Source organism: Psychrobacter sp. W2-37-MNA-CIBAN-0211, from assembly GCF_040309405.1.
In the GTDB taxonomy this organism is placed as follows: domain Bacteria; phylum Pseudomonadota; class Gammaproteobacteria; order Pseudomonadales; family Moraxellaceae; genus Psychrobacter; species Psychrobacter glaciei.
Map to the genome: position 1 here is coordinate 462,900 of NZ_JBEOOU010000001.1, position 25,147 is coordinate 488,046.

Sequence of the window (25,147 nt, forward strand, 5' to 3'; positions counted from 1 at the left end):
TGTATTATAATGTCAGAAACTGCTATTCAAGAGGTTTGCCATGCTCAGTATATTTTTATTAATTCCACTAAGTTTAATGCTGTTTGTGGTCGCCATCTGGGCAGTGCGTTATGCGGTCAAATCAAACCAATTTGAAGACTTAGACAATGCTTCACAACGCATTATATTAGATGATCGTCAAGAACGTCGACAAACCATGCAAGCTCATGAGCCGTCAGCACTAAGTACGCAAATTGACAGTACCATCCCGGTGGATGATGCTGTCAATGACCAATCAGCTCATACTGATATCACGGCGATTGCGCCTGCTGATATTGATAACACACCCAAAACATAGCTTTAAAAACATTTTGCCTTTGCACGCCTTGCTGTTCATTTTTTTTCAGTGACCAACTATAAAAGTAGGCTCACCTTTCGCCATTTTTAGGAGAAGTACCCCATGACCACAGCTTTACTCGTTGCGGCATTACTAATGGGATTTTTTGGTTCACCGCATTGCTTGGGTATGTGCGGGGGTCTGGTGACAGCGTTTGGTCTATCGATGAAAGACGTTAGCCCCGCCAAACGCCGCGCTCTTGTAGCCACTTATCATTTAGGGCGTCTTAGCAGCTACGCGCTATTGGGTTTAGTCGCAGGTCTGATTGGTACGACAGTATTAGAGCCATTGATGCGAGGCAATAATATGCCGCGTATCTTATTAGGTCTTGTGCTGGTTTTTGTTGGTGTGACCATGCTTGGCGCGCCATTTTTGACCAAACTTGAGCGCTATGGCATGCGTTTTTGGCAGTATCTCAGTCCACTGCGTCAAAAAGTGTTTCCTTTAAACACCTTTCCACGAGCATTAGCCGCTGGTCTGTTGTGGGGGTTTTTGCCTTGCGGTTTGGTTTACGGTGCTCTACTGATTGCAGTGGTTGCCCATGACCCATTAAGCGGTGCAGCATTGATGTTCGTCTTTGGTCTGGGCACAGTACCAATGCTGGTTGCGACACACGAAACCGTTGGCTGGCTACGCGACAAGATTGGACGCTTTCGTCTACGCCAGATTAATGGCGCACTGATGATAGTGTCAGGTATGGCCGTCATTGTCGTGCCCTTAGTCATGGCAAATATGCATGGTGGGCATGATATGTCCAATATGCATGGCGATCATATGCAAATGAATGATTCACAAATGATGGACATGCCCATGGATGGATCGATGAATCATGGCAGCCATTCTGCGACGACGACTGATGCAGATACCAATGCCCATCATGATATGAGCCAAATGAATCATGATATGACACCCCCTATGGATGACACCATGAATCATAGCATGCACGATATGGACAGTATGACCAGCGAAGCAGACATGCAAAATCATCATGAAGCGATGATAGAATCTGCTGAATAAAGAATCAAAAGTCATAATCAAAAAAAGCCCTTAACATCAATCATGACGTTAAAGGCTTTTTTCATTCATACAAAGCTATCAAGATAAAGCCTAAGTTAGGTCAACTACTCCTGCCATTGCTCAAGCGTAAACTTGGTATCTAAGTGCTTCTCTAATGCAGGCAAGTTAAAAGCATCATCTTCGCTAACGAAACTAATACTGATACCAGTCTGTCCAGCACGGCCCGTACGACCAATGCGGTGTACGTAGTCATCTGGCTGATCAGGTAAGGTATAATTGACCACGTGGCTAATATCATCCACATGAATACCACGCCCTGCGACATCGGTGGCGACCAAGATAGAAGCATGACCATCTTTAAAACGCTGCAAGTATTTTTCGCGTTTTTGCTGAATGACATCGCCTGACAACATCACAATTTTATGTCCTTGACGCAACTTGTGATAGAGACGCTTCACTTGGTCTTTGCGATTGGCAAAGACAATGACTTTATCGACAGCGGCATCACTGATAATACGCTGCAAAGCTTCTAATTTTTGATCTTCTGTTAATAGATAAAAGTGTTGATCGACCAATTCACTGGTTTTATGCTCAGGCTCAATTTCGACAAATTGCGGCTCATGTAACCAACGATACGCTAAGTTCATCACATCTTGGTTGAAAGTGGCAGAGAATAATAAACTTTGGCGATCGGTGTTAGAAGGCATCCGACCGACCAAGCGCTTGATATCTGGAATAAAACCCATATCCAGCATGCGATCTGCTTCATCTAGTACCAGCACTTCTACTCGATCCAAATAGACCATGCCTTTATTGGCCAGATCAATCAGACGACCAGGTGTCGCCACTAAAATATCAACATATTGACGGTCAAGCTCGTGCTGCTGGGTTTCATAATTTGTGCCACCCATAATACAAACACTGTGTAGCGAAGTATATTTGGTCAGAGCAATACAATCGTCAAATATCTGCTGTGCAAGCTCACGGGTCGGTGCCATGACCACTGCACGTGGTTCACCTAAATAGCGCTCTTCATCATTGGTAAAAGGACGCTTGAGTAATGCTTCCATAATAGTTAACAAAAACGTTGCCGTCTTACCAGTACCAGTTTGTGCCTGTCCGATAGCATCTTGATTTGCCAAGGTGTGCGGTAATATCTGCGCTTGAATAGGGGTCAATTCAGTAAAACCTAAATCACTTACCGCGCGTAAGGTCGGTGCAGAGAGTGGTAAATCAGTAAACGTTGTGAAGTTACTCAAAAAATCATCCTTTTGTATGAATTGCTTGTATTTTTCAATCAGTGACAAGCTTATGCTAAGCCTTAGCCTCGCTGTATATCGCTACCAATAACGATAAAAATCATGCATTGGTAAGCATAAAAAAAGCCAAACCCGATGCCTACCCTCACCCATAATGATGAATTAAAATCAACATAGGTAAGATAAGACGGGCTTGACTCAGTAGTATATCAGTAGTTTATCCAGACATTGCAACTAAACTGCGCTAATGACTGTCTCGACTACTCTTCTGTTTTTCTGACTTCTTCAGCTTGAAGGCCTTTATCACCTTCGACAACGCTGAATTCAACTTTTTCGCCATCTTTTAGAGAGCGATAACCATCACCTTGGATCGCACGAAAATGGACAAAAATATCTTCTCCGCTATCACGTTGAATGAAACCAAAGCCTTTTGAGTCATTAAACCACTTTACGATACCTTGCTCACGAGCTGACATAATTTACTTCCTAAAAAAGTCGCTTAGCCCCAAATTCCTTTGCAACATTGCATATAAACGGGGTCTAAGATTGTGAAATCAGAATTAAACCTTACTACGTTAAACACTATCGTCTGAATATATACTTAGCTGAACCCTGTAGATTGCAGTGTTTCGCCATTACCTTTTACTAATACCAAAATAGCTTTTATATTCCCTATAACTTACGTTAGACAGCTTATATATAAGCTCGCGTTGATGATATTAGAGTACTAGTAACAAATTCGTAATATAGATTGCTTAAAAAATATCATAGCACGGGTTTTTAGCAACATAAAGACTTTTAGTATGGTTTTTAAAACTTAGATTGATTTTTCATGTAATTTTTTTATAACCTTACTGGCAAGCTGTTATCATAATGAAATAAGATTGGTTTTAGCGCGTCATTTCTTGATTTTTTAACCCTACTACTGATCTTGATTTTTTAACCCTACTACTGATTAATAACTTATCAATTATCCATACCATCCAATATCGATAGAGAGCATTATGACGACCTCTTCTCAGTCAGCAGTGACATTAGAACCTGCTAGTCAATCAACAGAAATAATGTTAACCCATAAATTATTATTGGTTAATGGGATCAATCTCAATTTACTGGGCAAGCGTGAGCCGGATATTTATGGTCATATGACGCTGGCTGATATTGAGCAGCACTTAATTGACCGCGCGGCCAATTATGGTGTTAAGCTGATTTGCATACAATCAAATCACGAAGGTAAGCTCGTTGATGATATTCAGCATCACGGATTGCTGGCAGATAGAGCGGCACAAGTAGACGCCATCATTATCAATCCTGCTGCATTCACTCACACTTCGGTTGCCCTACGCGATGCATTATTGGCCACACAAAAACCCTTTATCGAGGTGCATCTGTCTAATGTGCACGCCCGTGAAGCCTTTCGGCAGCATTCTTATTTAAGCGATATTGCAACAGGCGTCATTTGTGGCTTAGGACATAGGGGCTATCAGATGGCATTGGATTATTGGCTGACTAATATGTATGCGATAAACCTGACCGATTAATGCTTTATAGTGGATATTTATAGTAAAGTTGCTCAAATATATTGAGAAAGTCATACAGAAAGAAAAAACTCATTCGCGCAAGACAACCTTATCTTTAGCACACGAGTCAAACAGCAATTGCTTACTCAAAATAATAAAATTATGGTTTGATAAATAAACCCCTGCATGGTGATATGAATGGCAAAATCGTCCGGAAAACGCTTTATGAAACTGGCTGGTATGACAGCCAGTATTGCTGGAAAAGCAGCTAAAAACTCATTAAGGCACCTCTCAAGTGACGAAGAAAAACGTCTGCAGGCACGCTCAGAATTGATGCAAGATGTGGGTATTCAAATAGCCGAAACGCTTGGTGAGATGAAAGGTGCGGTGATGAAAGTGGGACAAATCGCCTCACAGTATAAAGACGTGTTTCCCCCTGAAGTGGCGACCGCTTTAGAGAAGTTGCAAAAAGATGCACCGCCCATGCCCTATGCGCAAATACGGGCACAAATCGAACGTGAGCTCGAAGCCCCTGTCGATCAGCTATTTACCATGTTTGAAGAAACACCATTTGCCGCGGCTTCCATTGGACAAGTGCACAAGGCTATTTTACCTTCTGGGCAAAAAGTCGTCGTCAAAGTACAGTACCCCGACGTGGATGAAAACTGTGATAGCGATCTCAAGCAAGTCCGCATGGCACTGAAAATCGCTGGCGTTCTAAACATGAGCAAGCAATTACAAGAGCAACTCTTTAACGAGATTCGCCAAAGCTTGCACGATGAATTGGACTACGTCAAAGAAGCCCACAACCTACAGGTCTTTGGTGCTTTTCATGCTGAGGACGAAGGGCTTATTATCCCTAAAGTCGTCAATAGCCATTCTACTAGGCGAATTTTAACATTGACGGAAGAGATGGGTGAAACGTTGACAGTCGCCGCAACGTGGGATAATGAGATTAAACAGAAAATCGCGGAACGTCTATTTCATTTTACTGCCGGCCAACTGTTTGGCTTATACCGCATGCACTGTGATCCCCACCCCGGTAACTTTGCGTTTCGTCATGACGGCAGTGTCGTGGCTTACGACTTTGGCGGCATTCGCAGCTATAGCCATAGTGAGGTTCAATTGTTTCGCCGCTTTGCGCAGCATGCTGTCAAAGGTGATGTCACCGCACTCGAGCAAGACTTAATCGCTCTTGATATTCGCCGTGAGGATGACAAAAATGTGCCAGGTGAATTCTATGAAAAGTGGCTGGCTATTGGGATGAAGCCGCTCTCCATTTCACCTTATCAAGAAGGGGCTTTTGATTTTGGCAGCAGCCAAGTTCATCACGAAGCAATCAGCCAAATGCGCACCTCATTAAAATACTTTGGGCAATTTCAACCTTCAGCCACGACGATGATGCTGGATCGCACCGTATCAGGACAATATTGGAACTTGGTCAATTTGTGTGTCGAGATCGATCTGTCACCGCTGGTCGCTCAATATATAACCAATTACAATTAGTTGACCTAATTAGAAAAACGAGTGTGCATTACACGTGCAATGCATGGCCGCAGCGATCACAAAAAGTGGCACTAACTGCATGCCCAAATTTTCCGCAATTCGGACAAGTGATCGGATTAAGTTGTGGGCGCATATTCCGAGCCAGCTCAGAGGTAAAAATACCCGTTGGTACCGCAATGATCGAATAACCCGTAATCATGACCATGCTAGCAATTGCTTGACCTAACGGTGTTTTAGGTGACATATCACCATAACCGACCGTGGTCATGGTAACGACCGCCCAATAGATAGAAAGCGGAATACTGGTAAAGCCGTTTTCGGGACCTTCTACCACATAAATAATCGAGCCAAAAATCGTTACCAATAAAACCAGTGATAAGAAAAACACGGTGATTTTTTGCTGACTGGTTCTAAGTGCAGAGGCCAAGAAGCCCGCTTGTTGCATATAGGCTTTAAGCTTAAGTACGCGAAATATACGCAAAATACGTAAAATACGTATGACCAATAAGTACTGTACGCCCACGAACAATAGACTTAAATAACTGGGTAAAACGGATAATAAATCTACTATCCCAAAAAAACTAAAGGCATAACGAAAACGATTGGGTGCTGAAAACCAGCGTAACGCATACTCAATGGTAAATAAAATGGTAAAAAACCATTCCGCATAAAAAAACAGCGTACCATATTGCAAACGCATATATAACACACTATCCAGCATCACAACACCAACACTGGTCAAAATCGCTATCAATAATACGACATCGAAAAGCTTACCCATACGGGTATCTGTGCCTTCGACAATGATATGAATGCGGTTACGCAAGTGAGTAATAGCTTCGTTATTTGGTTGCTTCATAGAGTCAATAGAGTCACAAGATCAATGGTTTTAAAAAACCGAACGATTTAGGCTAGCAGGAACAAGCTAAGATTGGTCAAAATGCGCAAAAGTGGTTTATAATACGCGACAGCTTATGAGTACCAATAGCTATTATCAGGTTTGATAGACAGTTATATAGGTAGCCATAATACAAAGAATAATAGTGTAGCAAAAAAGCACTGCGAACGACATACAAATTGTTAACTTGTAAGTAAGCCAATTACCTTAGAAAAACAGGTCAATCATATAATAAAAATAGCTCGTTAAGTGTCAAAAACCATCATTTATACTCTTTTTATTCACACCATAAATACCACGTAAAAATTTAAGGATGTCATATGGCAGGCCATTCAAAATGGGCAAATATTAAACACCGTAAAGCCCGTCAAGATGCGGTAAAAGGTAAAGTATTTACCAAGATTATTCGTGAAATTGTTTCTGCTGCCAAGCAAGGTGACCCCGACCCTGACAAAAACCCACGCTTGCGTGCCGTTATTGAAAAAGCATTATCGGTCAATATGACCCGCGACACGATCAACCGTGCTGTCGATCGCGGTACGGGCGGCGGTGATAACGAAAACATGGAAGAAGTCAGCTACGAAGGCTATGGCGTTGGCGGTGTGGCGGTGCTGGTCGAAACCATGACTGACAACCTCAACCGTACCGTCAGCGAAGTACGCCACGCGTTTACCAAACATGAGGGTAATCTTGGCACCTCAGGCTCAGTTGCCTATCTGTTTACTAAGCGCGGTGAAATCACTTTTAATGATACAAGCTTAGAAGACGAAGTGATGTTGGTCGCCCTAGATGCTGGTGCGCTTGATATCGAAAATGATGGTGACAGCTTGCTGGTCATCACCGAATGGGAAACTTTCGGTCAAGTCAAAGATGCACTTAATGCTGCAGGTCTCATCTCTGACAATGCGGAAGTGACCATGTCACCCTCAACCACTGCTGAGATAGACAATGTGGATGATGCCGAAAAAGTTATGAAAATGATTGATATGCTAGAAGACATCGATGACGTACAAGAAGTTTATAGCAATGTGAATTTCTCTGCTGACGTCATGGCACAACTTGAGCAATAGTTTTATCCCTGAACCATTTATGCTCATTGTCCCATTCTAAAATAGACAAAAAAAATCTGCTCTTATATAGAGCAGATTTTTTAGTTAAAGCTTCTTTAAAATCAACGGTTGGGGACGGTCAAACGCTGACCGCGCTGTAGCATCGTGTCGGCTTTTATTTTATTCATATCAGCCAGCTCTTGCGTTGATACGCCATATTTACGAGCCAAACCAATCAAGCTATCCCCTGAACCAACCGTATAGCTGACTGTTACTTTAGGCACTTTGATGGTTTGTCCACGTTGTAGCTGAGCATTGGTCGCAAGATCATTGGTCGCCGCCAAATCTTCGACTGAAACGCCAAACTGACGCGCCAGCGCGATTAAACCATCACCTGATTTCACTTTATAGCTCTCAGTGTCGCCCAGTTTTTTGCCATTACTACTTACTGTACCAGCCGTAGTACTGGCAGAACTGCTGCTGCTTTGATTGCTGCTAGTAGCAGGAGCGCTACCGCTAGCAGGAATGGTAATGGTGCGACCCAATATCAAATTGGAGTTGGTTTTTAAATTATTGGCTGCTGCCAAATCACCCAAACCGATATTGTAACGTTGAGCGACACCCGTTAAGGTATCCCCTGATTTCACTTTATAACTGACCGACTTATCATTCAACTGACGATCAACCAACTCTTTAGACGCTGGGACTTTAATTGTTTGACCGCGTTGTAGACGTGCCTTAGCATCAAAACTGCTATTGACCGCAGCCAACTCTGCCGCACTGACCCCCACACTGTTCGCAATGCCAATCAAGGTATCACCTGATTTTACTTTATAGTTGGTCGTTGATACTGAAGAGCTTGCGCGGCTAGTCGAACTACTGGCACTAGTGCTATTACTAGTAGAATTAAACTCAACGCTGGCCGGTACTTTCAGTGTCTGACCCACATACAATGAATCAGTCGTACCAATGTTATTAAGGCTCGCCAAGGTTTCAGTTGAGATGTTAAATTGGCGTGCTAAGGCAATTAGCCCATCACCTGCTTTCACTTTATAATTTTTGGTCGCAGTCGACGACTTACTTGGTTTAGTCGATGGCGCAGCAGGTGTACTTGCTGGAGCGGTCACCTTACCTGGTATCAACCACAGCTTTTGACCTCTAAGTAAGTCAGCACGGCTGCTTAGGTTGTTGTAACTTGCTAACTGTGTCACAGACAAACCAAAGCGGTTGGCCGTACCAATTAGGGTGTCGCCACCTTGTACCACATAACTCTCAGGCTGGCTTGCGACGGTGGCGCTACTGCTGCTTAATGGCTCAATAGTTTTGGCACTATACAAGTATAACGTACTGCCAGACAATAGCTTAGCGCTGGCATCTATTTGGTTCCATTCAGCGATATCGCGCCAGCTTACATCAGCACGACTGGCGATATTTGATAAAGTATCGCCACGTTTTACGGTATAAGTGGTACGTGTGCCTTGTGGTTTTGGCTTACTGACTGATGTCTTTGGAAAACTCAGCTTTTTCTCTTCACCGCGTGCTTCTAAAATAGACTGCTGTGTCTGTACTGCGGAAAGGTTGATATTACCATCCGCATTGATGACGTTGGTCTCAGCGGTATTGCTTCGAATTTGATTGGCAATAAAGTCACGCTCTTCTTTGCTTAGCGGCGGCTCTTGGACGATAGTGTTGTTTTGGGTAATCTGTGCAGAAGTAGTCGGTAAACTGTTGCTGCTTTTGAGCTCTGCATTGATTTTGTTAGTTTCTGCCGTAGTCAAAGGCGGCTCAGTACGCACAGCATTGTTGCTATAGACAGAGCTGCTCGTCGGCGTGACTGATGGTGAAATATAACTGGTCGTTTGCTGAGGCACACTGGCACTCGCCGCATAATCCGCAAGCGCACTGCCTGTAGAAGGCAATGACGTTCCGGTATAGGGCTTGCTATTGTAGCTTGGTGTCGTTGGTGCGTTAGGATTCGTGTTGCTGGTAGCGATGACATTGCTACTACCGTTGCCTCTTAACGAGCTTAATTTTGCGTCAGTATTGAGACTCACATCATTCGGAATGATAATACGCTGCGGGCCTGAAGAATCAACACGGGCTGACGTCAGTGCGGTATTCAGCCTTTCTAGTTCATCATAACTAACGCCTGTCACTTGTGACACTTCGGCTAAGCTAACGCCATAGTTCACTGGCACACTACGGAAATGCTGGCGGTTGGCGATAGCGGGCAGATAAACGCCATATTGCTCAGGTTTTGCCACAATTTCAGCCACTGCCAAAAAGCGCGGTACATAGTTCATGGTCTCAGTCGGTAATCTGAGTGACCAATAGTCAGTTGGTAAACCGCGAGCCGCATTGGCATCGATTGCTTTTTGCACACGACCAGGGCCAGCATTATAAGCGGCTAATGCCAGCTCCCAACTACCAAATTGATTGTGTAGAGCTGTTAAAAAGTCATAAGCAGCGCGCGTTGATTCGATGACATCACGGCGGCCATCATAACTACTGCTTTGATTGAGACCATAAATACGACCCGTACTCGGAATGAACTGCCATAGACCTGCGGCAGCAGCACTACTGGTACCACTTGGATCATAGGAGCTCTCAATCACGGGCAGTAACGCAAGTTCAGTGGGAATATTACGACGCTCAGCTTCTCGCACGGTATGGTATAGATAGCGACTGGCACGCGCCGTTAAGCGATTTAGATAGTCCTGTCTGCTGGTAAACCAACCCTTCTGCCCTTCGATACGCTGATTATAAACAGGCTGACCACCATTCATGCGATAGCCCGCACGTAGGCGATTCCATAAGTCCCCGTATTGTTGAATAGCAAGCTTATTGCCTTCAACCATCGTCATATCGGTCGCTTCTAGCAAATCCGCAAGCTCATCTAAGCTTTCAGCATCCAAAAATGCCGTTGAATAATCAGCATTAGTGCTTGGGTTAGCGACTTGATTGGTAGGACGTTTGGTAACCACAGCTGAGCTGTTGGTCATGCCCTTATTTTTTACCGCTGACGTATTACTACAAGCACTGATAAGTAAAGTCGTTACCGCAAGCGTCAATGGTAAGGCAATAAATGAGCGAGAGTTTGAGAGCACAGTAGACATGGTATTGGAAGTTTCCTAACGACAAGAATTGATAAGGTAATATTGATGGCTAGTATAGTATGCAATGTTAAGCAAAGACTAGCCTAATATAAAAGATAATAATCAGCCGATACTCTAAAAGTTACGACGACATGCATAAAAATTGCACGTTCGAACTAGTAGCTAATATAACTTTGAGTAATTATCATCTTTTTTATAGCTCAGCGCTGAACATGCACGCTAAGCCATAACTACTGGTTATAAGCACTAACTATAAGTACTAAATTCTTAATTAATAGCCACTTGTGATACAGCGCGTAGCAGAACTGCATTGCCAGTAGACAACGTCAAAGTCACTCGCGAGGTAGTGACAAACGACACATTGCGACCGTCTTTTACCCAGCTTTCATTGGTCGTAACATTAGCTTTGGCCTGATTACCAGTGATGACAACGTTATCTACAGAAATATCGTAACGATAATTGGACGTGTCATTCCAACTGTTTTGCAGTAGTTTCAAGTAGGCATCTTTGTCTAAGCTGGTAGACTTACCTTTTCTTGACAATGAAATCAGCGCATCGTCAGAGACAAGACCGGCGACTTGATTGATGCTTTTATTATTCGCTGATGACTTCATGGCTGCTGCATAGCTTTGTACCAAATCTTCGGTCATGGTCGCGGCTTGCGCAGTGATGCTTACGGTGCTTGCCACAGCAACCACTGCTGTTGCGCCAGCACTTTTTAGCAGTAGAGCCAACAGCCCTTTTCCCCATAGTCGTTTCATGATAATCCTTAACGATACCGTTTTCGTTGTTGTCGTTGGCATTAATTGACGTTTAGCACCTGTTTACTATTTAATGATAGATGGCTATAGTCAGTTCAATATAAAAAGATATGATAAATATAACGCCCCGCTGGACGCTAACCTTTTATTAACGCGTTTGCTTAAAACTTTTAACAGCATACTTTGTTAGTGATTTTAGCCTATCACTCAATTCTCACAGCCATGTGACACCCTGTGTAATTCTTGCGAATATCACTTTACTATGAACGCCTTACACCTTTATTACCCTACAGCACTTATTGCTCTAAAGCACTGACCATACGTCAACTGCACTGTCATGACTCAGAAGCCCAATGTATGGCGCATCAATGACAACGCTATAACTTACTCTCTGTATTACTGTCTTCATACTGCTCATCATCGCTCAGTTTCATGCCCAAACGCTCTACGCGTCTGTCCATCATTTGCCGTGCTAACGCCTGCATGTCTTCAACGCGATCTATCTCATCCACAATTTCAAGACCCAATAACGTTTCAAACACGTCTTCTAAGGTGACCAAGCCTTTTACTTCACCGTACTCACCCACGGTAATGGCGATATGAATACGATTTTTTAGCATGAGCTCCAATAAATCAAACAACTTCATCTTTGAAAATACAAAGGTGATATCGCGTTTGAATTGAGTCAGCGGCTTATGCATCGCATGATTGACTTTCGCCAACAACATATCTGTTTTTAAGACAAAACCCGTAATATTGTCCAAGTCGCCATCATAAATTGGCAATCGTGAAAAAGTCAGTTTAGGACGATCAACCAGCAATTCAGCCACGGTTTTGTTTTCTTCAAACGCCAGCATCACCGAGCGCGGCGTCATGATATCTTCGACTTTAATAGCACCAAATGCGAGTAAATTGCGAATAATTCGAGATTCTAGTGGGTCGATTTGCCCAGACTCTTCACCAATACTAGCAAGCGCGGCAAACTCACGACGGCTAAATGCTTGTGGTTCTTTGCCACGTACCAGCAGTTTCGTTAGCCGCTCCGAAATCCAAATAAGCGGATAAAGCAGTAAAATGATACCGCGCACAAAGTAAGCGACCATGCCACTTAACTGACGCCAATATACCGTTCCAAGTGTCTTTGGGATAATTTCAGATAAAAACAAAATAGCCAACGTCATAATGGCAGAAAATAGCCCAAACCAAGCACTACCAAACACGATCGTAGCCTGAGCACCCGCTCCGATAGAACCTAACGTATGAGCCACTGTATTCAAGGTCAAAATAGCGGCCAACGACTGATCGATATTATCGACCTTTAATCGTCTTAGCATATTTGCTTTTTTTGGATTGCGTTCTTGAACATCCGCAATATAGGATGGTGTCATGCTCAGCAAAACAGATTCAGCCAGAGAGCAAATAAATGAGATACCAATAGCGATCAGCACAAACAATATGAGCAGCAGTACACTGGCAGCAGTCGGTTCTGCTACTAGACTTTCTGTTACTACGCCCCCCGCTGCAAAAGCGGAATGAGGCAATAAGAACATCAGCATTGCTAGTAGTGCCGACAGCCTAGAGACTGATTTAGTAAGACTAAGACGCTGTAAATAGCGCATCGTCGGGGGAGGTTCAGCAGAGACGTCTTTACGACAAGCGCGTGGACGACACAAACGAGGTATAAACATAAAAGTGGTGGACAAGTTAGGTAACCTAAACATAAAAGAGAAAAAAGGAATCGAAAAAGATAATTAGCAGACTACATCAGACAGCAAACCATCTATGATAAAAAACTGGATCGTGCTAAATGGTCAAGTAATGCTGCTCTCATACCTTCTATTAGATACAATTATAGCCTAATAGTAGAGCGCACTAAATACAGGCAATCATTGTCTTTTGATAGTAGCACTGATGATGTGAATGCACAATAAGTCGCTATTTGTTTTTAAGCGGATAGTTTTAATGTAACTGGGTGCTTAAAATGGATATTTTTAATAGTATTGTCTTGACCATACTTATTATGTTGCATAATTCTGATGGTGTTGAGGCATAGTTTGCATGAATTTAACCCTTAGATATTCCAAGTCAGTCTCCACTTCACAACACCCTATTTTATACACCAAAGAGATTGTAGGGATAAATATTGACTGCTAGTATGCCAGTACGTTAAGAAAAACATCCTCAGCCTATGATTAACAGTTACCAAGTCTAGGATTTTTTGTTACTATGCGTTTAATTTATTATTATCTATGACTCACTGAGAGAGATTATGTTGTTATTTATCCAAGCGGCCCATGCTGCCGAAACTGCCGGTGCTGCATCACTATTTGGTCAAATCTTATTACCTGTTGCTTTTTTTGCAATTTTTTACTTCTTAGTGATCCGTCCTCAATCTAAGCGCACGAAAGAACATCGTGCTATGGTCAATGCGTTGACAGTCGGTAGTGAAATCATCTTTGCTGGTGGACTAATGGGTCGTATCAAAGCATTAGAAGGCGATTATGCAGTCGTTAGCTTAAACAATAATACAGATATCAAAGTACAGCGTGCTTCTGTTATTTCAGTATTGCCAGCTGGCACTATCGAAAGCGTCTAATTATTGTCAATGGCTTTGATAATAATTAATGAATAGTTGTCATAGCTATAAAAGCAACCGCTATAAAAGTGACCGTATCTGATTTACGGTCACTTTTCGCTTTACCTTTTTACGTTTTATTATCATCGCGGATGATCGCAATGGTGCATCATGACGGCTGCTAAATAAGCACTCAACCATTGCTCTCACTAACTTCCCATATGCTAACTTGTGGCCTGCGTCGCCAATAGTTTATCAACTTAAAGAAGTGATTATGCAATATCCCGCTTGGAAATACTTACTTATTACCGTCGTGCTAATCATTGCCGGTCTGTATGCTGCTCCTAACCTCTATCCTGATGAACCTGCGGTACAGATTACTAGTGCAGCAGCAGGTACGCAGCTGTCTGATGGTATCTTGACCCAGTCTCAAAGCTTACTCGAAGACGCTGGTTTGAACAATCATGACGGCACCTTTGAGGGCAACAGCGCGCTGGTACGTCTTGATAACCCGGTCGATCAGCTCAAAGCACAGGAAGTACTGCGTCAGAACTTGGGCGAGGACTATGTGGTCGCGCTCAACTTAGCGCAGACAACCCCGCAATGGCTACGTGATATCGGTGCTAGACCGATGAAGCTCGGTCTTGATTTACGTGGTGGTGTGCGTTTTGTGCTAGAAGTTGACATGGATAAGGCTCTCGATCAACGCCTGACCAGTGCCAGCCGTGATGTACGCCATGATCTGCGGGCTGAACGTATTGCGATCAAAGGCATCAAAACTGAAAACCAAGGCATCGTGCTACATTTCGCCGATACAGACACCCGTAATCGTGCACAAAATGTCTTGCAAGGCTCGATGAGCAATACTTTTAGTTTACAGTCTTCTATTGATGACCAAGGCCCTGCCCTGATTTTGGTGTACAACGATGCAACGCTAGACGAAATCAATAGCTATGCGGTTAATCAAAACTTAACAACCCTACGCAATCGTATTGCTGAACTTGGCGTCACGGAGGCCTTGGTACAATCACAAGGCGCGAGTCGTATCGTCGTTGAATTACCTGGTGTACAAGATACCGCGGAAGCAAAACGAGTCCTTGGACGCACAGCGAACCTTGAGTTCCGTATGGTGGCTGAGGACAGTGAAAACTACACGGGTGGCATTCCTCCTGCTGGTACCGAAGCATTCCCGTTTGAGACGCTTGATGGTCCACCGGTATTGCTAGAGCGTCAATCTATCGTCACAGGTGATAAAGTCACTAACGCACAGACGGGTATTGATGAGAGCGGCTCACCTGAAGTAAGTATTACGCTGGATAGTGCTGGCGGTAAGCTGATGCAAAACGCCACACGTACTGCTGTTGGCAAGCAAATGGCCGTCTTATTCATTGAAAATAAGCAAAGAATCACTTACGAAGAAGACCCAGCGACTGGCGAAACGGTCGAAGTACGTACGCCTTATGCTGAAACCAAAGTCATCAATCGCGCCAATATCCAAGCCGTACTAGGCTCCTCTTTCCGCATTACTGGTCTTGATAGTAGTGCAGAAGCAGCAGAACTTGCACTACTCCTACGTTCAGGCGCATTAGCCGCACCGATGTACTTTGTAGAAGAACGCACCATTGGTCCTTCGCTGGGTCAAGAAAATATCGATAAAGGTCTCTTCTCTACGCAAGTTGGTTACTTGTTAGTCTTTGCGTTCATGATTATTTTCTATCGTCTGTTTGGGGTTATTGCCAACGTGGCACTAGCAATTAACGTCATTATCATCATCGCTATTATGTCAATTTTAGGCTCATCACTGACCCTACCCGGTATTGCCGGTATCGTCTTAACCATCGGTATGGCGGTCGATGCCAACGTGCTGATTTTTGAGCGGATACGTGAGGAGCTGGCAAATGGCGTCCGGCCAAAATCTGCCATTGTGGCGGGTTTTGATCGCGCCTTTAGTAGTATCTTCGATGCCAACATCACTACCTTATTGGTCGCCTTTATATTATTTGCGATTGGTACAGGTCCGATTAAAGGCTTTGCGATCACCTTAGCGATTGGTATTGTCAGCTCGCTATTTACCGCGATTTTGGTAACGCGTGCGCTGGTACAAATTGCTTACGGTAAACGTAAATCTATCAAACGTCTGAGCATCGGTTAGGAGAAACATATGGCGATCGATAAGAATAATCCTCTAGAACAGCAAAATAATCCAGATCGAAATGGCTCAAACGGCGATTCAAACAGTAACAGTACGCGCCGCCGTAACAAACCGCGTCGTGATGGTAAAGGTAGTAATACTAAAACCAACAATCCTACGACGGCGAAATCAGACAAAAGCAAAACGCGTCGTGGCGGTCAAAATGCTCAAGAATTGACAACACAGACAAGTACGCCTGTCGACCAGACTCAATTGATGAGTGATGCCGCTGAGGATGCTGCTGCACAAGCTGAAGGCGGTATCAAAGCCGTTGGTAATCAACGTATCATTCCCTTTATGAAGATAGAAAAGCCGATGGCTATTTTATCGTTACTCATGGTGATTGGTAGTATTATCGCGATTGCCGTTAATGGTCTAAATCTAGGTCTAGACTTTACCGGTGGTGTTTCAGCAGATGTACGTTATGAGCAGCCTGCTGAGCAAGTAGAAGTGGTCAAAGCCTTGGCTGATAATGGCTTTGATGATGCTGTCGTACAATATCTTGGCACACGTCAAGAGTTACTGGTACGTTTGCCACCTCAGTCTGACAATATTGACGGACTCAATGCCAGTCTTAGTGCCGCGTTAGCATTGCCTAATAACACGGTTGAAATCAGTAATGTGAATATCATTGGTAGCCAAGTAGGTAATGAAGTCTACTTAAACTCTGTTATGTCACTGGTTTTAGCCTTGGTCTGTATGCTTGGTTATGTCGCGCTACGTTTCCAGTTCAAGCTGTCTCTGGGTGCGGTGCTTTCCCTCTTCCACGACGCTATCGTGACCATTGGTGTCTTTGCCCTATTTGGCTTTCCGTTTGACTTAACTGTTTTGGCGGCTATCTTAGCCTTGATCGGTTATTCATTGAACGATACAATCGTTGTCTATGACCGTATTCGTGAAAACTTCCGCCGCGTCCGTGGTATTACACCTCGTCAAACGATTGATTTGTCATTAACAGAAACGTTACGCCGTACCATCATGACTATCTCAACTGTGTTACTGGTTGTTTTAGCCATGCTGTTCTTGGGCGGTGATGGTCTCTATTGGTTCTCGGTTGCGCTATTCATTGGTTTGCTGGCTGGTACTTATTCGTCAACGTATATCGCAAGCTCGATTCCACTACGTATGGGGCTATCTCGTGATGATTTCGTGGTCAAGGTTAAGCCTGAATTTGAAGAAGAAATCGTCACTTTTAATGACCCAAAAATGTTTGAACAAGACAATATTTAAAGCAACTTAGTTAGAGTCCGTTGAGTATTCAAATGTGGAACTGGCAGTGGCTATTTTTTAGACAATACGCAGTGAAATTTTTGACGCCTAGTCGTTCTAGGTTAGACAATTTCGCCATGTATTGGCAAAAAATAGCTTTGCCCTGAAAGGCTGATGCTAAAATCACCCCAAACGTTGTTGTAAACCTAGCTAAGGTCTCGACACTATCGTCGGTTTACGCCTGATTTGATAAAACGTTTGATGCGATTTTAGCGATCAGCAGTTCTAATATTTGAATATTCAATAGACCCTAAGTTAACCTTTAAATAAAAGAGTATTCAAACAAGCTCATAATCCGTTTTTCACTGTACGGAAGTGAGCTACAAATAAAAGCACCTGACTCATAACTAATTGAGTGTTGGGTGCTTTTATCTTTATATACTGCTACAACCATAGCCATTAAGTATAAACGAGCCACCAATGCCAACTGTTACGCCATCACGATCCATACCACCGATTGATACTCGTTATAGGCGTATTATCGCCATCGCATTACCGGTATTGTTGGCCAATTTGGCAATGCCACTTCAGAGCGTAATTGATACTGCCATTGTCGGTAACATGAATGACACCGCTAAGCTTGCTGGTATGGGGTTGGCCATACAGTTATTGTCTTTATTACTCGTCAGTTTTAACTTCTTACAGTACGCTTCATCTGGACTATCAGCTCAAGCGTTGGGACAATCAGTCAGCCATGCTGATAGTGCTAAAAACACGACGACAAAACAGTCAAGTCTGCTTGCTTCACCACTGCTGTCTATTTTGCAACGTGCTTTATTATTAGCATTCATCATCGGCACACTATTACTGCTGGCAAAGCCATGGTTGATTGATTTTGGCTTAAGAGTCTTATCTGCCAACCCTAACAGTGGCCTTGCTGCCAAAACTTATTTGGACGTACGTTTTTGGGGCGTCATCGCTGAGCTAATGAATTTTGCATTTATCGGCTGGTTTGCGGGTCAAGGTAAGACACGTTACATGCTCTACCAACAATGCTTTATCGCATTACTTAATATCATTCTCACTCTATTCTTTGTCTACGGACTACAAATGGGGTTGGTCGGTGTGGCGCTAGGTACTACTATTGCCTTTTGGTCTGGCGTGTTACTGGCCTTATGGTTGAGCCGTCAACATCTGCAGATATCTTGGACGGCGCTGTTTACAGCTGATCCTAAGCATTTTGCGAAAGAAAAAATGCTTAGGCTATTTTCGCTTAATAAAGATATCTTTATCCGCACGTTGATTTTAACGTTAAGCTTTGCTTGGATCACTCGTCTATCTGCGCAAAGTGGTGATGTAATTTTGGCTGCTAATGCTATTTTATTGCAAGTATTGAGCATTTCAGCCTTCGCCCTTGATGGCGTAGCAGTATCCGCTGAGACCTTGAGCGGTCAAGCATCAGGACGACTTGATTGGCCACGGTTTCGTATTATCGTCAAACGTACTGGCGTAGTCAGCTATGGGCTTGCCATCATGCTAAGTGCCCTATGGTGGCTTGCCATGCCAACTTATTTGCAGCTTATGACCAATATTGAACCAGTCTTTGCCCTTGCCTATGACTACCATCTTTATGCAGTGCTATTACCGCTGGTCGGCGTTGGCGCTTATTGGTTAGACGGCATATTCTTTGGCTTAACGGCGGGTAATGTCATTCGTAACGCCGCCCTTATATTGGCAGTGGTCTTTTTCCCACTGAGTTGGCTACTCTATCAGCAGTGGGATATGACTGGTATCTGGCTTAGCGTCTGGTGTTTGTTGCTGCTAAGACTTATTATTCTTAGCGGATTTTTATACCGTGCATATCGAACCGGTAGCTATGAAAAATTACAGCCCAATGTTTAGCGTCGACTGCCTAAAGATTTATTTACCTAAAAAATAGGACTTTCTTAGTCTTATCAAATAAAGACCGACCATCAATTATAAAAATACAGTCAGAAAAATCAGGATGTCATGTGACTACTCATTCAAATGAACTAAATCATCAACAAGCGGCTCACTATGATTGGACAGAAGGCTTTAAGAAGAGCCTGCCAGTCGCGATGGGCTATCTGCCTGCGGGCATCGCCTTTGGTGTGCTGGCGCAAGTTGCTGGCATCCCTGTGTGGGCGACGATTATGCTCAGTATTGTCTTGTATGCTGGCGCGGCGCAATACGCCTGTTTGCCCATGCTAAGTGCCGGTCTACCGATTGGTAATATTGCGACAAATATTGCCGCTATTAACTTGCGTCACGTATTTTATGGCATGCCATTGCTACAGTACTTACCGAAACAAAAATTGGCCAAAACATACTGCTTATTTGCCCTGACTGATGAGACTTTTTCGGTCATGACCAGTTTACCCAATGAATCGAGACAAGCCCTGATCCTACCTATTAGTTTGTTTAATCAAAGCTGGTGGGTGCTAGCGAGTACGCTTGGTGTGATGATAGGTAGCACGCTCAGTGACTTGATACCACATTTGGATTTTGCCTTAGTATGTCTATTTGTCATTTTAGCTTATGAGCAATTTCAGAGTATCAAGCGCTATTTTCCAATCGGTATTGCCGTAATTGCTTTAGCCGTTGCCTCCTTATTTACTAGCAATTGGCTGTTATTGGTTGCGATTAGCATTTGTATGCTGATGATTTTGGCACGCGGGTTTTGGACCAAACGCAGCCTAACAGGAGGAAGTCATGACCAGTAGTTATCTAATTTTTGCTACCTTTGCCATGGCTGCTGTCACTTTTATCACTCGTGCCCTTCCCGCCTTGATACCCAAAAATCTGCTGGATACGCCATGGTTACATCGCCTAAATGAAAGCTTGCCGTTATCCGTGATGATACTGCTTGTTTTGACCAGCCTCTCTTACCAAGATTTATCAGCGCGCACTGGCCTGCAAAGTGCAGAGCTGCATTTACTAATGGCACAAATCGGCGCTTTACTTCTGGTATTATTGGTCTATCATTTGAGCCGTCAATTATTGGTCAGCATGGTTGTCGGCATTGCTGCGATTAATGGTTTGCTTTGGTTGTTTACCCAACTGACTTAGTCACTAATAACTACTTATAGTCAGGTCAATATAAAAAAGAGACAGCGTGACTGGTATAAATTTTTTGCAGCTTCTGCCTGCGTAGACACAGTAAGCAAGAAAAATTTGTGCCAGTCACGCATCATAATGTCGTGTACCTATTTTACTTAGTATCGACTATGTTATGTTTCATACAGCAATGCGCACTTTTACTGTCTGCAATGAATTAACGGCACACTGCCGCAAAATTTGCTACTATTTAGTTTTTATTTTTATCATCTAGGTAATAAAATTATGGCCAAGAATGCCCTACAAGCTCAACTTTTAAAAGCGGGATTGGTTGATAGCAAAAAAGCCAAAAAGATAAGTAAGCAATCTGAACATGCAAAGCGCACTGGTGATGTGTCCAATGTGGAAGCTAAAAAAGCGTTGGCAGCAGCCCAAGCGAAAAAGCTGGAGAAGGATCAGAAGCTCAATCAAGAAAAACAGCAGCTTTTAGAAGAGAAAATGCTAAAGGCCAATATCGTCCAAATGATTAGACAGCATCAAATCACCGATACACAGGGTGAGGTCAATTATCAATTCGTTGATCATGCTAAAGTCAAAAAAATCTCTATTACGCAAAAATTATATGATCAAATTGTGGCGGGTCATGTGGTCATTGCACGCTTGGAAGAAAGCTATGCCCTGCTTCCTCGCCCTTTAGCCGATCGTATAGATACAAAATTGGAAGGCTTTATGGTGGTGTCTAACGATACCTCAGACAATGCGTTAGCGGATGACGATCCTTATGCCGCCTATGTGATTCCAGATGATTTAATGTGGTAATCCTACCAATAAAGCGCTATATATATTCCCAAGATCACCTCTTACCATAAATAGCGGTTTTTCAAAGAATATCTCTTATTTTAAGCAATAAAAAAGGCTGGATTCTATCAAGAATCCAGCCTTTTTATATACAGAAATTTAAGTATTTAGAGGCTTAAAGCTCTTCTACACCCATCATATCTACGGGTGTATCAGCCACTATTTGTACGCCTTTTTTGCCAGTCTTAGCGGTATCACTGCGCTGCTCTTGCAGATGCTCAAGATAGGCTTCATTGATTTGCCCAGTAATATAGCAACCATTAAATACCGCACAGTCAAACCCTTCGACTTTGCTGTGTTTGGTGTCTTTTACCGCTTCGATCAAATCGTCTAAGTCTTGGAAAATCAAGCGATCAGCACCAATGATTTTACGCACTTCTTCAACGCTATGCCCTGAAGCAATAAGCTCGCTGCGCACTGGCATATCGATGCCATACACGTTTGGATATTTTACGGGTGGCGCTGCACTGGCAAAGAATACTTTACGTGCACCTGCATCACGCGCCATTTGGATGATTTCATGGCAAGTAGTGCCGCGAACGATTGAATCATCGACCAGTAAAACGTTTTTACCTTTAAATTCTAACGGTACAGCGCTAAGTTTTTGACGTACTGATTTTTTGCGTTGCTGCTGGCCTGGCATAATAAAGGTACGACCGATATAACGGTTTTTCATAAACCCTTCACGGTACTTGATATTCATCTTAAGCGCCAGCTCCATCGCTGAGGTACGCGAAGTATCCGGAATAGGAATGACCACATCGATGTCGTGATCTTCACCCCATTCTGCAAGAATTTTATCACCAAGCTTCTCACCCATACGCAGACGCGATTTATAGACTGAGATATTGTCCATAATAGAATCTGGACGAGCAAAATAGACGTATTCAAAAATACAAGGCGTATACTCTTGCTGCTCAACGCACTGATACGTATGCAGCTGATGGTCTAAATCAATAAAAATGGCTTCACCAGGTCTAACATCACGAATGATGGTAAAGCCAGAGCCAGTCAATGCAACTGATTCTGAGGCAACCATATATTCTGTGCCGCCATTGGCTGCCAAACGCTCACCAAAGATGAGCGGACGAATACCGTTTGGATCACGAAAAGCAAGCAAGCCATGACCAGTAATCAAGGCAACGACACCATAAGCGCCTTCGCAGCGGCTGTAGACCGCTTTTACCGCTTCAAAAATATCATCAGCCGTTGGGTGTGTTTTGCCCAAATTCTGCATCTCATGCGCAAGTACGTTTAACAATACTTCTGAATCTGAGTCTGTATTCAGATGACGACGGTCTTCTTTGTACAAGGCTTTAGCCAAGCTTTCAGCATTGGTTAAATTACCATTATGTGCCAGCGTAATACCATAGGGTGAGTTGACATAAAACGGCTGAGCTTCTGCACTGCTTGAGCTGCCTGCCGTCGGATAGCGCACATGACCGATACCAAATTTACCAACCAGCTTCATCATGTGGCGATTCATAAAAACGTCACGTACCATGCCGTTTTCTTTACGCAAATAAAGCCGACCATCTTGCAAAGTCACGATACCTGCCGCGTCTTGCCCACGATGCTGTAGCATTGTTAAGCCATCATAAAGAATCTGATTAACTGGCTCATGAGCTGCAACTCCAATGACTCCACACATAGTTATATCCTATTTTGAACCACACATTAGTAAAACAATAACGACATAATCTTGACAGTGTTTTATAAAAAACAACTATCTAACCCTTGCCGCTGACCTGATGATGTTGCTTAAGCTTAAAATATTGATGATAACTTCCTTGCTGATGTATAGTCGGCAAAGTCATCAATCATTCATAAATCGAAATTTATGAACCCTAAATGCTGTCAAATAACTTTTTATCAAGGATGAATTACAAAGACTCAGTCATGATTTTTGGCATCGCATTGTTTAAAAAATAATGCTTTAAAAACACAAGCTTTAAAATGACAGTCTTTGAAATTTTAATTGGTAATATCAAAATATATGTAAGTTTGGCATGTTAGAAACGCAGGCCTTAGGAACAAAGAATAAGTCCAAGGCAAGTTCTAAGCATTAAGACTGGTTGACTTGATCCCAAGCCATACCGAGCACATCTGAGACCAAAGCTTTGCCCATCGGTGCATAAGGCAGTAGTTCAGGCGCGAGCACCGAGGTTTGCCATTGCGGCATTTGTACCAATAGTGGTGCGCTAACACTAAGAACAACCAACACCATCAATACATTTTTGGCTGCCCCAAGGACACCACCTGCCATTTTGTCCACTACGCCCAAACGCAAGGTTTTTAGCATGCCTGAGAATACAAAAGCCACTAGATGCATAATCGCTAATATAACAATCACAACGATTAAAAAGGCCATTGCCATTTGTAAGACAGGAGCTTGTACAACACCTGATAACTGCGGAGCAACTGAGCCTGCTAAGCGCGTGGCAGCAATGAGAGCAATAAACCAGCCTACCAGACCTACTGCCGTCTTAATGAGTCCTACCTGAAAGCCACGCCATAAGCCAATCAAGACCACAATAGCAATCACGATGTCTAGACCACTCATATATAACGCCTCATTTTTAGTGGTTGTCTAACCTTCCATGGCATCGTAATAGCCACCAATCGCTTGAAGGCACGACTGTACCAGCCCAGGACCTCGATAAATCAGCCCAGTATAAAGCTGTACCATATCGGCACCTGCTTCAATCTTTTTAACCGCTTTGGCACCGCTATCAATACCACCCACGCCAATCAAAGCCACTTTACCATCCAGCTGATCAGAGAATTGTTGTAAAATTTGGGTGCTAATGTGGCTCACTGGACGACCAGATAGGCCACCGGCTTGGTCACCATCTTGCAAGTCTTCGACACCGACGCGGCTCAATGTAGTATTGGTAGCTATCAAACCATCAATCTCAAAATCTAACAACTGCTGTGCAATATAATCCACTTGTAGCGGCTCTAAATCAGGGGCTACTTTTAAGACCAATGGCACATAAAAGCCATACTCTGTTGCCAATTGATTATGACGATTTTTAATCGTATCAAGTAGCTGAGTCAACGCTTCACCACTCTGCAAATCACGTAAGTTTTTGGTATTTGGCGATGAGATATTGACAGTAATATAGGAAGCGTGTGGATAAACTCGCTCTAAGCAATAGACGTAATCATCAGCGGCTTGTTCCACTGGCGTACTGGCATTTTTACCGATATTGATGCCGATATTACCTTTGTATTTGCAGCGCTTGACGTTTTCAATCAGATAATCAACGCCCTGATTGTTAAAACCCATACGATTGATAATAGCATCGGCTTGCTTGATTCTAAATAGTCGTGGCTTATCATTGCCAATCTGCGGCTTTGGCGTGACCGTGCCCACTTCTATAAAGCCAAAGCCAAGCTCGGACAGTGCGTCGATATAATCGCCGTTTTTATCCAACCCTGCTGCAAGACCGACTGGATTATCGAATTGTAATCCCATACAGTCTGTGGGTTGCATCGACTGACCATATACCAAACCTAAAGCACGCGCTTTATGAGCTTTATCTAATAAAGATAAAGTCATCTCATGGGCGTGTTCAGGATCCATCTTAAATAAAAAAGGGCGAAGTAAGGCATAAGACATAGTAACGACAGACCCTGCTCGAAAAGCAATGATGAATGAGAAAAACGAAAGAGGTTAAGCGCAGCGATTATATCAGCTTAACAGAAATAAGACCAAAGTTTCATACAG

The 25,147-nt window shown here is 43.3% G+C and carries 21 protein-coding genes; 12 read left to right on the plus strand and 9 right to left on the minus strand.

Going from position 1 to position 25,147, the window contains the following annotated elements; translation table 11 throughout:
• Positions 1 to 40: 40 nt before the first annotated feature.
• The gene (ccoS, locus tag AAEY72_RS01950; protein WP_352309251.1) at positions 41 to 337 is read left to right on the plus strand and encodes a cbb3-type cytochrome oxidase assembly protein CcoS; all 297 of its coding nucleotides are present in this window, start codon (positions 41 to 43) and stop codon (positions 335 to 337) included.
• Between the two features lie 102 nt (positions 338 to 439).
• Positions 440 to 1,393: a sulfite exporter TauE/SafE family protein gene (locus AAEY72_RS01955; protein WP_352309253.1), complete on the plus strand. Its 954-nt coding sequence runs from the start codon at positions 440 to 442 to the stop codon at positions 1,391 to 1,393.
• 104 nt (positions 1,394 to 1,497) lie between these two features.
• On the opposite strand, the gene AAEY72_RS01960 is transcribed toward AAEY72_RS01955, so the two are convergent.
• Both AAEY72_RS01960 and AAEY72_RS01965 read right to left on the minus strand, forming a co-directional pair.
• The gene (locus tag AAEY72_RS01960; RefSeq protein WP_240215712.1) at positions 1,498 to 2,652 is read right to left on the minus strand and encodes a DEAD/DEAH box helicase; all 1,155 of its coding nucleotides are present in this window, start codon (positions 2,650 to 2,652) and stop codon (positions 1,498 to 1,500) included.
• A gap of 260 nt (positions 2,653 to 2,912) precedes the next feature.
• Positions 2,913 to 3,128 carry a cold-shock protein gene (locus AAEY72_RS01965; RefSeq protein ID WP_010198374.1) on the minus strand — a complete coding sequence of 72 codons (216 nt, stop codon included), beginning with the start codon at positions 3,126 to 3,128 and terminating at the stop codon, positions 2,913 to 2,915.
• Positions 3,129 to 3,656: 528 nt separating this feature from the next.
• On the opposite strand from AAEY72_RS01965, the gene aroQ reads away from it, so the two are divergent.
• Both aroQ and AAEY72_RS01975 read left to right on the plus strand, forming a co-directional pair.
• Positions 3,657 to 4,193 (plus strand): type II 3-dehydroquinate dehydratase, encoded by a 537-nt coding sequence (aroQ, locus tag AAEY72_RS01970; RefSeq protein WP_352309254.1) that lies wholly within the window; start codon positions 3,657 to 3,659, stop codon positions 4,191 to 4,193.
• Positions 4,194 to 4,370: 177 nt separating this feature from the next.
• Complete coding sequence (locus AAEY72_RS01975; RefSeq protein ID WP_352309255.1) at positions 4,371 to 5,678, plus strand: ABC1 kinase family protein; 1,308 nt, start codon at positions 4,371 to 4,373, stop codon at positions 5,676 to 5,678.
• A gap of 28 nt (positions 5,679 to 5,706) precedes the next feature.
• Here the strand turns inward: AAEY72_RS01975 and AAEY72_RS01980 are convergent, their stop codons facing one another.
• Positions 5,707 to 6,537, minus strand: a complete 831-nt coding sequence (locus AAEY72_RS01980) for an ion transporter (RefSeq protein WP_010198359.1) — start codon at positions 6,535 to 6,537, stop codon at positions 5,707 to 5,709.
• Between the two features lie 359 nt (positions 6,538 to 6,896).
• On the opposite strand from AAEY72_RS01980, the gene AAEY72_RS01985 reads away from it, so the two are divergent.
• Entirely contained in the window at positions 6,897 to 7,646 is a 750-nt protein-coding gene (locus AAEY72_RS01985) for a YebC/PmpR family DNA-binding transcriptional regulator (RefSeq protein WP_010198357.1), read from the plus strand.
• A 101-nt stretch (positions 7,647 to 7,747) separates the two neighbouring features.
• Here the strand turns inward: AAEY72_RS01985 and AAEY72_RS01990 are convergent, their stop codons facing one another.
• From AAEY72_RS01990 to AAEY72_RS02000, 3 genes are all read right to left on the minus strand, one after another.
• Positions 7,748 to 10,741, minus strand: a complete 2,994-nt coding sequence (locus tag AAEY72_RS01990) for a LysM peptidoglycan-binding domain-containing protein (protein ID WP_194618641.1) — start codon at positions 10,739 to 10,741, stop codon at positions 7,748 to 7,750.
• Between the two features lie 267 nt (positions 10,742 to 11,008).
• Positions 11,009 to 11,503: a hypothetical protein gene (locus AAEY72_RS01995; RefSeq protein ID WP_189581670.1), complete on the minus strand. Its 495-nt coding sequence runs from the start codon at positions 11,501 to 11,503 to the stop codon at positions 11,009 to 11,011.
• Positions 11,504 to 11,880: 377 nt separating this feature from the next.
• Positions 11,881 to 13,191, minus strand: coding sequence for a CNNM domain-containing protein (locus tag AAEY72_RS02000; RefSeq protein ID WP_194619584.1), 1,311 nt, complete (start codon positions 13,189 to 13,191; stop codon positions 11,881 to 11,883).
• Between the two features lie 581 nt (positions 13,192 to 13,772).
• Between AAEY72_RS02000 and yajC the strand changes: the two genes are divergently transcribed.
• From yajC to AAEY72_RS02035, 7 genes are all read left to right on the plus strand, one after another.
• Positions 13,773 to 14,099, plus strand: coding sequence for a preprotein translocase subunit YajC (gene yajC, locus AAEY72_RS02005; RefSeq protein ID WP_189581667.1), 327 nt, complete (start codon positions 13,773 to 13,775; stop codon positions 14,097 to 14,099).
• Between the two features lie 253 nt (positions 14,100 to 14,352).
• A complete protein-coding gene (secD, locus tag AAEY72_RS02010) occupies positions 14,353 to 16,230 on the plus strand; it encodes a protein translocase subunit SecD (RefSeq protein ID WP_352309256.1) in 1,878 nt (625 codons plus the stop codon).
• Positions 16,231 to 16,239: 9 nt separating this feature from the next.
• Positions 16,240 to 17,499, plus strand: a complete 1,260-nt coding sequence (secF, locus tag AAEY72_RS02015) for a protein translocase subunit SecF (protein ID WP_010198347.1) — start codon at positions 16,240 to 16,242, stop codon at positions 17,497 to 17,499.
• 459 nt (positions 17,500 to 17,958) lie between these two features.
• Positions 17,959 to 19,380, plus strand: a complete 1,422-nt coding sequence (locus AAEY72_RS02020; protein WP_352309257.1) for an MATE family efflux transporter — start codon at positions 17,959 to 17,961, stop codon at positions 19,378 to 19,380.
• A gap of 110 nt (positions 19,381 to 19,490) precedes the next feature.
• Positions 19,491 to 20,222 carry an AzlC family ABC transporter permease gene (locus AAEY72_RS02025; protein WP_240215706.1) on the plus strand — a complete coding sequence of 244 codons (732 nt, stop codon included), beginning with the start codon at positions 19,491 to 19,493 and terminating at the stop codon, positions 20,220 to 20,222.
• Positions 20,212 to 20,568 carry an AzlD domain-containing protein gene (locus tag AAEY72_RS02030; RefSeq protein ID WP_352309258.1) on the plus strand — a complete coding sequence of 119 codons (357 nt, stop codon included), beginning with the start codon at positions 20,212 to 20,214 and terminating at the stop codon, positions 20,566 to 20,568. Before AAEY72_RS02025 ends, AAEY72_RS02030 begins: the two co-directional genes overlap by 11 nt.
• A gap of 273 nt (positions 20,569 to 20,841) precedes the next feature.
• Entirely contained in the window at positions 20,842 to 21,375 is a 534-nt protein-coding gene (locus AAEY72_RS02035; RefSeq protein ID WP_189581649.1) for a DUF2058 domain-containing protein, read from the plus strand.
• Positions 21,376 to 21,529: 154 nt separating this feature from the next.
• On the opposite strand, the gene purF is transcribed toward AAEY72_RS02035, so the two are convergent.
• From purF to AAEY72_RS02050, 3 genes are all read right to left on the minus strand, one after another.
• Positions 21,530 to 23,065 carry an amidophosphoribosyltransferase gene (purF, locus tag AAEY72_RS02040; protein WP_194618648.1) on the minus strand — a complete coding sequence of 512 codons (1,536 nt, stop codon included), beginning with the start codon at positions 23,063 to 23,065 and terminating at the stop codon, positions 21,530 to 21,532.
• A 414-nt stretch (positions 23,066 to 23,479) separates the two neighbouring features.
• Positions 23,480 to 23,977 carry a CvpA family protein gene (locus AAEY72_RS02045; protein ID WP_352309259.1) on the minus strand — a complete coding sequence of 166 codons (498 nt, stop codon included), beginning with the start codon at positions 23,975 to 23,977 and terminating at the stop codon, positions 23,480 to 23,482.
• 27 nt (positions 23,978 to 24,004) lie between these two features.
• Positions 24,005 to 25,039 carry a quinone-dependent dihydroorotate dehydrogenase gene (locus AAEY72_RS02050; protein ID WP_189581643.1) on the minus strand — a complete coding sequence of 345 codons (1,035 nt, stop codon included), beginning with the start codon at positions 25,037 to 25,039 and terminating at the stop codon, positions 24,005 to 24,007.
• Between the last annotated feature and the right edge of the window lie 108 nt (positions 25,040 to 25,147).